Source organism: Pseudochelatococcus sp. (assembly GCF_050946405.1).
Lineage (GTDB): Bacteria > Pseudomonadota > Alphaproteobacteria > Rhizobiales > Beijerinckiaceae > Pseudochelatococcus.
Genome location: NZ_JBMNUS010000020.1, coordinates 21,969 through 28,581, shown reverse-complemented (window position 1 = coordinate 28,581; position 6,613 = coordinate 21,969). Strand labels below are relative to the sequence as shown.

General features: G+C 54.6%; 9 protein-coding genes. 5 read left to right on the top strand and 4 right to left on the bottom strand.

The annotated features are described in order from the left end of the window. Window positions 1–214: 214 nt before the first annotated feature. Window positions 215–415, bottom strand: a complete 201-nt coding sequence (locus tag ACOYJQ_RS18645) for an addiction module toxin RelE (RefSeq protein WP_433460573.1) — start codon at window positions 413–415, stop codon at window positions 215–217. A 335-nt stretch (window positions 416–750) separates the two neighbouring features. Here ACOYJQ_RS18645 and ACOYJQ_RS18640 point away from each other — a divergent pair, with 335 nt between their 5' ends. The 5 genes from ACOYJQ_RS18640 to ACOYJQ_RS18620 are packed head-to-tail and all read left to right on the top strand — an operon-like array spanning window position 751 to window position 3,927. Continuing rightward, a complete protein-coding gene (locus tag ACOYJQ_RS18640) occupies window positions 751–1,227 on the top strand; it encodes a hypothetical protein (protein ID WP_433460572.1) in 477 nt (158 codons plus the stop codon). A gap of 27 nt (window positions 1,228–1,254) precedes the next feature. Continuing rightward, a complete protein-coding gene (locus ACOYJQ_RS18635; protein ID WP_433460570.1) occupies window positions 1,255–1,881 on the top strand; it encodes a hypothetical protein in 627 nt (208 codons plus the stop codon). Window positions 1,882–1,937: 56 nt separating this feature from the next. Continuing rightward, window positions 1,938–2,324 (top strand): hypothetical protein, encoded by a 387-nt coding sequence (locus ACOYJQ_RS18630; RefSeq protein ID WP_433460568.1) that lies wholly within the window; start codon window positions 1,938–1,940, stop codon window positions 2,322–2,324. Beyond that, entirely contained in the window at window positions 2,321–2,818 is a 498-nt protein-coding gene (locus ACOYJQ_RS18625; RefSeq protein WP_433460567.1) for a hypothetical protein, read from the top strand. The genes ACOYJQ_RS18630 and ACOYJQ_RS18625 overlap by 4 nt, the downstream gene beginning before the upstream one ends. 11 nt (window positions 2,819–2,829) lie before the next feature. Next, window positions 2,830–3,927, top strand: coding sequence for a hypothetical protein (locus tag ACOYJQ_RS18620; protein WP_433460566.1), 1,098 nt, complete (start codon window positions 2,830–2,832; stop codon window positions 3,925–3,927). A 204-nt stretch (window positions 3,928–4,131) separates the two neighbouring features. Here the strand turns inward: ACOYJQ_RS18620 and ACOYJQ_RS18615 are convergent, their stop codons facing one another. From ACOYJQ_RS18615 to ACOYJQ_RS18605, 3 genes are all read right to left on the bottom strand, one after another. Next, window positions 4,132–4,416 carry a hypothetical protein gene (locus ACOYJQ_RS18615; protein ID WP_433460564.1) on the bottom strand — a complete coding sequence of 95 codons (285 nt, stop codon included), beginning with the start codon at window positions 4,414–4,416 and terminating at the stop codon, window positions 4,132–4,134. Window positions 4,417–4,421: 5 nt separating this feature from the next. After that, window positions 4,422–4,730 (bottom strand): hypothetical protein, encoded by a 309-nt coding sequence (locus ACOYJQ_RS18610; protein ID WP_433460563.1) that lies wholly within the window; start codon window positions 4,728–4,730, stop codon window positions 4,422–4,424. A 68-nt stretch (window positions 4,731–4,798) separates the two neighbouring features. Beyond that, window positions 4,799–6,601, bottom strand: a complete 1,803-nt coding sequence (locus ACOYJQ_RS18605; protein ID WP_433460562.1) for a type IV secretory system conjugative DNA transfer family protein — start codon at window positions 6,599–6,601, stop codon at window positions 4,799–4,801. Window positions 6,602–6,613: the final 12 nt, after the last annotated feature.

Sequence of the window (6,613 nt, the reverse complement as noted above, 5' to 3'; positions counted from 1 at the left end):
GGAATGGAAAAAACTGCGCGACGCCCAAAAGGTACTGGAGCAGAAGATCCTCTGAAACCATCTCCAGTCTACCACGCAACGGCCTCATGCGCGCGAGATAATGCCGAGGCCTTGATCGTTTGCGTACCTTCATGCAGGCTCTCGATCAGTTCGTTGCCAAATGTCGTTGCCATCTCAATCTTCTTTCACCGCATGGCGTTTTTCAATATGGCCGTTAGCTCAGATACTTGCCGCCGCCCGGCCTTGACCAACGCAGCTTTCGGACGCCGCCCATGCCGGGGATAAGATCACCGCTTTCAGGGTTGCGGGCAGCAACGTAATCGACCAGTTCCGCCCGTTCGTCGTCCGACCAGATCGTTGCAGCCAGCTTCAAAAACGCATGAGTCTCGACGACGGTTATGAGCTTGACTTCCATGTTTTGATTGTACGTCAAAGACGCCTAACCAGAAGGGGCGCAGAAAAGGTACGCCATTGGCAGATAATCCATTGTGGTGCTGCCCGGCTGATTGGTCGGTTGCCGTGATCGCTCAGACAACCCGGCCACCAAGAATTTTGCACCACATCATTCAAAATGGTTGCTTTTTGGACTGCGGATTTTGGCACCCTATCCAGATAGGGCAGCCGTTGCAATCCAAGGGGTTGCGGGGTTGTTGAACCCGCAAACCCTATTATATGGAAATATGTAATAAATCCAAGGATTTGTAACCGTCAAAACCGAGTGCAGGCTTGGCTTACAGCAAGAGGTTGGAAATGAACGCTGCCGATCCGCAATATGTTTCACTCAAGGGGATTATTCCAAATTCCTATACGTTATGGATGTCCGCTTTTGCCGTGTCATTCATCATATTTCTGGTGTCTCCCGTTCTTAAAATTGGGAACAACCTTGCCGGACTTCTATTTCCGGGAAGCGAGTTCGTCGGCTGGATCGGTTATGTCCTGTTTCTTGTTTCACTCGTCTGCCTTGGGACTATCATCATTCAGACCGCAAGGCCCTATTGCAAAGTGGCAAAAACCGCCTTCCTTGCCTGCTTGATACTCACAGTTCTATTTTTACTGTTCAATATTGTAGACATTAGTAGCCAAGTGCGGCAGCTCGGACCTCTCCCAAGGGGCATGTCTCCGGCGAGCGTGATTGGATATGGGGCGTTCTTTCTTTTGCTCTGGCCCGTATTCGCTGTGGTCGCGCTGCTTTCCAATCCTACCAAAAATCTGACCAAGGCATCGTAAAGGGCTGCGAGGATTGTGGGGCTACGGATGAAGGAAAAGATTGAACAGGGTTTTACCGTTACCACAAGTAACGATGATCCAACGGTGGGCGTAAGCATCAACGGATCGGGAATTGGTTTCGGCGCATGGTTCGGCCTTCTTTTTATCGGGCTTCTTGTGGGCGCGCCGATGGCGTTAGTAGCGGGGATGAACGGCTTCGTTGCAACTTTGGCGTTCTTTGGGCTTGTTGCTTTCTTATGGGATCGCAGCCGCAAACGCCGGTACGAATTTACGGTGACGGAAACCGCAGTTCGGATGCCGAACGGTAAGGAATACGCCAAAGGCGATATTTCGGAACTCCTGATCCGTAATCAAAGCGGAAAGACGGTGTATGCCGGGCGTGTGGAGTGGACGCAAAGCTCAACGGTCGTTGTAGGTGTGGGCGTAACAGGCGCAGCTATGGCAGGCGCGGCAGCAATCAATAATGTCGCCGGATCGTTAGGGCGCGCCGCCGGACAAATGGGGGCTGACGCCGGAGCCGCCATCAAGCAATCCTTGGCGCGCCGTGGAAACGCACTCTGCATCCGACATGGGCGGAACGTCATCCCCCTAGCCAAATATCTCCGCGAGGACGATGCAATCGCCTTGTTCAACAAGGTGCGTGAGCTGCTGTAGTCGCAGCTCACGATCCCCCTTCGCTATTTAATCAGAGAACACAGGAGATATTGTCAATGAATATCAGGCAATTTGCCGCGCTGTCCGTGATGGCAGCAGCGGTGATGATTTTAGCCGCCTGCACATCCACAGGTGGCAACACGTCTTTGAACAGCCAGGCTATCACCGCCTATGCTGCACCCCAGGTAAAATCATCCCTTGGGATGAACAGAAAGCGGTTGGCGGCGTGCATTGCTCAACAAGCTGCAAAGCAGCGGATGAGCAATGCCGCCCGTCTCGATACCGACGCGATCGCCTCTGCCTGCCAATCCTATGAACTGGCGTACAGAACATCTGTCATGGCGCATGTTCGCCCCGAATGGCGTCGGCCAGAAGTGTTAAACAACACCGCTAATACGTCAACGCGCAACTTGTACACGGCAATTCTGGAGCTTTTCCAATGATGGTACTACATAAATCCGCCAGCTTGTTCGGCCTCGTCCTTCTGGTCGGAACGACAATGCCCGCTTTTGCGGATGACATGGATGTTGTGAACGCCGAGAAAGACGCGGGGCAGAATTTGGCCGCGGAAATTAGCGGTGGTTCGCCCATAGGAGAAGTAACGACGGTTCGCGGTCAAACCACGATAACCCGCATTAACGGAAAAGTGGTGCGGGCCACAACAGGCGCGCCGATTGGCTTGGGAGACATTCTTGAGACAGGCGCCAATGGGGCGATAACTGTCACTTTCATTGATGAATCGACGTTTTCGGTAGCTGAAGGTTCACGCATCGCCGTGGACGAATTTGTCTTTGATCCGAAGAACGATGAAGGATCGAAACCGTCCATGTCCATTTTGCGGGGTATCTTCATGTGGACGAGTAACCTTATCGGCCGTGAAAATCCAGATTCGGTGAACCGAGATACGCCTGTGATCGGCGTTGGCATTCGCGGTTAGGAGAAGAAGATATGCAAACAGCCATGAAATCGGTTGCATGCGGGCTGGTAGCCTCTTTGCTCTGTGGGGCATCTGCGCATGCACAGAGCGCCGATGGTGTTTGGTTCGGGGGGTACAAGAAAAGCCGAAATTCGATAAATTTTCAGGTCACGAACATTGAAGGTGTCGGCCGTATTGACATTGATTCAAGCGGGTGGGAGCCGATCGGATACGGAAGATGTCAGTATGTTTATCATTATCCGAATCTGAATGTTGATGATGTTCATTTGAACGGTTCGTTCGGCACCCCTGATAAATGCCCCTCCACAATTTCCTTCCAGATGGAGCGCGTTGGGCTTGATAGTATGAAAGTGACCTTCACAGGCGGAACACCCGTTGTCGAAGCTGAACTGTTCGCGGGGTTACGCCCGTTACGCGACGAGGATCGCCGGGTGAAAATCGAAAACCTCGACATCATCGGGGTCAAAACCGGCATGAGCCGCGCTGATACCGAAGCTGTCCTTAAAGACGCCGGATACGCACATGATGAAAAGGCGACGCGGGTTGCGGCCGGCCGAGAGGGGTGGACGCTTGAAACCCATTATTTCGTAAAAGGTACGGAAGAAAGCGACGCAATCGACACTATCAGCGTGGCCTATTCAGAAACCAAAACCGCAAAGGTGATGATCGTCGGGCGGGACTGGAAGATACCGGAATCGGCCAAATTGACTGAACTGACACTCAAGCAGGCATTGCGCGAGAAATACGGCCCTGCATATTCAACCATTACTGAAGAACGCGCTTATGATCGTCAGGGAAACAATCTGCCTGACGGGACGGATCGCAATAAAATCTGCAAACGCCAGTCGCTCCAGGAAATCAAGTTCGACTGGCAACGTAAAGGTGAGATCTATAGGGGGTCGATAAACCTCTATTGCGGTCCGTTTACCAATATGCGTATCAGCGCAAAGCCTGAAACGGGTTTAGCAAGCTATCTCGCACAATGGATTGCTGATCCCGATGAGATTTGGGACAATTTCTGGCGCACTTGGTCCATCGGCGAGCATCAGAAACTTGACGCTCTTTATCAGAGCGTGGCCGGCGCTGTCGGTGAAGCCCCCAAGCTATAACCGGAAGTTCAAAGGCTCTGGCAGGGCAAAAGTGTGTGTGTCGCAGCCAAGGTCCGGGCGGCCTTGGCGCTGGCAGAGCAAGACATGAAAAGGATCGTCGCGGTATCGTCGGTGAGGCCAGATAAATTGAGCGGCCCCATGACCTGAATACGGCAGGTCATGGGGCTGCTCTTGTATTATGCCAGCTTCCCGTAAACGCGAAGGTTATCGGTCTATGTCACGCTCCTTGTCTTTTTGGGGGCTTACCAACGGCGTGAAGGTTCTTGTCAGGTCGTCAGCTTTCGACGGCTCTTTGTCTGGCTTTCGTGGTGCGGGCGAAGGCAGGAGGCGTTTGATGCCCGACATCCCCGATGGAGCGAGGTTCGGGCGGGGCTTTTGCGCCCAAGCGGGTTTGACCTGCGGTTGAGCGTTATCCTTGTCGCGGAGGTTTTCCAGATCATCTTCGGGCTTGGCTCGAAGGCTGAATGGCTTCTTCGGGTGTTCGATCATGTTTATCACTCCTTCCAGTTGCGGATCGGCAGACGAAGCATCCTGCCGGACGTGCTGTCGGTAAAATCGTCGGGAAATAGTTGCGGAAATGCCATGTCAAAGGCTTGATGCAGACCTTGGCGCAGGCCGATCCGGGCATAGTCCTTGGTCAAGCTGGCGGCGTACTCGCACCGCTGCATGTGGTGAAAATGATCAGGGTAATAGTTCGTCGGGATAAAATACCCGCCGACCGTCGCTGCCTTGCAAAGTTCGTCAAACGTCAGGCGCAGACTGACCTTGAACTGCGGATAATCCCTATCGGGCATGTGCAACATCGCACTCTCCTTCCGGCTTGTGTGACATGGTGGGATGAAGGGAAAGCGGCGCACCGCTTCCCCAAAGGTCAGGCGCGCAGATTGCGGCCAAGGTCGCGCAGGTTCTCATCCTCGAACCAAGGCGTCCGATAGCTCTGGATCGGGTTCAGATTGTTGATGAACAACAACTGCTTACCCCGTGGCAGGCGCATCAGTTCGTCGGGATAGGCCAGCTTGCGCATCGCCGCCGCCGTGGTGTCGGAATTGGTCGTCGTTTCCGAATGGCTGGCGCTATTGCCGCTCGTCGAGCCTATCGCTCTTGAGATTGCCGAACTGACATTCCAGATGGTGGTTTGCCCGCACAGGGCGGAGAAATAATCCGCCGTCATCCGGTCGCGGGAACCGAAATACTGGACGACGCCCGCATTGCTGATGAAGGTTTCCCAACCGTCACCGTAAATGCGTTTGAGTTGGGACAGGTCTTGCGCCACGCCCCAAAGCTGAATGCCGTATCCGGCCATCAGCCCGAACGCCTGTTCGATCATGGACAGACGGCCAAGGGCAGGTAATTCATCGAGGATGAACAGCACGGGATGTTCCGGCTGCACTTCGATGTTGCGGGCATTGACCGTAATGGCTTGCTGGATCAGCAGGCGCAACCACCGGCTAAACGCATTCAGCCGATCAGAAGGCAGGACGAGGTAAACCGTCATCGGCTTGGTTTTCAGGTCTTCAAACCGGAAATCCGATGCGGACAGGCTTTCGCGGATACGCGGACTATCGAGGAAATTTGTCTGCGATTGCACCGTGGCAATGATATTGGCACGGAGCTTTTCTTCCTGTTGCAACGCCCGCGCACCCGCGCTTCTGATGAAGTGATACGGCGATTGCAGCATCTTTTCGTGCAATGCCTGCATGTCGTTGCCGTCGAGCAAAAGCAGGTCGCGAACGCGGCCGAGATTGCGGTTTCCGGCCTCATCCTCATGCGTTGCCACATGACCCGTAGGGCCGACCGTAAAGCCTCTGCCTGATTCATCCCAAAACGGATTGCCCTTGTCAGACGGGACGATCATCGCATCGGCCAGCAACATCGCGTTCTCGGCCAGATCGATATCCCCCGGCACCAGAAGGTCGAGCGGATTGAACCGTGAAACGGGAAGTCCGGCAGCGGAGGTGATGCCCCACGGGTCAACGACATGGACCTCTTGCCCCATGTCCTTGCGGCGTTGGGCGGTCATCATGGCATTTTCGCCTTTAGGGTCGATGACGACCATCGATCCCGGATAGGTCAGAAGGTTCGGGATGATCGCCGTCGTACCCTTGCCCGAACGGTTCGGGGCGCAGGTCAGGATATGACGGTCGCCTTTATAACGGAGCGGTAACTTTGCGCCGCGTTCGTCATAGCGATGGCCGAGGCGGAGGCCATCGGTCCCGACGATATCGTTTTCGGCAAGGTGTTCGTTGTCGGCCCATTTTGCCGAGCCGAAAGTAGTCGGAGTTTCGGACAGGCGGCTGACAACGCCGCGCATCCAGTAGCCAAGTCCGGCAGCAAAGGCGATGATGCTGGCGACAGGGGTCAATCCCCATCCAAGCGCGCCATTGTCGATATAGACGGCGAGGACCAAGGCGGCCGCCAGAATGACGAACAGGGCCAGACGGAAGCGGCGGGCGGAAGGCGAGAGAAACCATCCCACCCCGAAACCGCCAACACCCGATGCGGCAATCGCCAGCATCCGCCAATGCGTCGTATCGGGCAGTTTGTAACCGAAAGCGTTGCGTGGCGGGGAAAGCGATCCCTTGATTGTCATGGACAGATCACCGACAAGAATCATAACGCCGATAATCGCTGCTACCGTCCCGGCCAACCGAAAAGTCTTGTCATCGAATTTCATCAATTTTTCTCC

Coding starts and splice junctions, on each gene's coding strand:
- ACOYJQ_RS18645 (WP_433460573.1), bottom strand. CDS start 415: ATGGAAGTCAAGCTCATAACCGTCGTCGAGACTCATGCGTTTTTGAAG.
- ACOYJQ_RS18605 (WP_433460562.1), bottom strand. CDS start 6,601: ATGAAATTCGATGACAAGACTTTTCGGTTGGCCGGGACGGTAGCAGCG.
- ACOYJQ_RS18640 (WP_433460572.1), top strand. CDS start 751: ATGAACGCTGCCGATCCGCAATATGTTTCACTCAAGGGGATTATTCCA.
- ACOYJQ_RS18625 (WP_433460567.1), top strand. CDS start 2,321: ATGATGGTACTACATAAATCCGCCAGCTTGTTCGGCCTCGTCCTTCTG.
- ACOYJQ_RS18635 (WP_433460570.1), top strand. CDS start 1,255: ATGAAGGAAAAGATTGAACAGGGTTTTACCGTTACCACAAGTAACGAT.
- ACOYJQ_RS18610 (WP_433460563.1), bottom strand. CDS start 4,730: ATGTTGCACATGCCCGATAGGGATTATCCGCAGTTCAAGGTCAGTCTG.
- ACOYJQ_RS18615 (WP_433460564.1), bottom strand. CDS start 4,416: ATGATCGAACACCCGAAGAAGCCATTCAGCCTTCGAGCCAAGCCCGAA.
- ACOYJQ_RS18620 (WP_433460566.1), top strand. CDS start 2,830: ATGCAAACAGCCATGAAATCGGTTGCATGCGGGCTGGTAGCCTCTTTG.
- ACOYJQ_RS18630 (WP_433460568.1), top strand. CDS start 1,938: ATGAATATCAGGCAATTTGCCGCGCTGTCCGTGATGGCAGCAGCGGTG.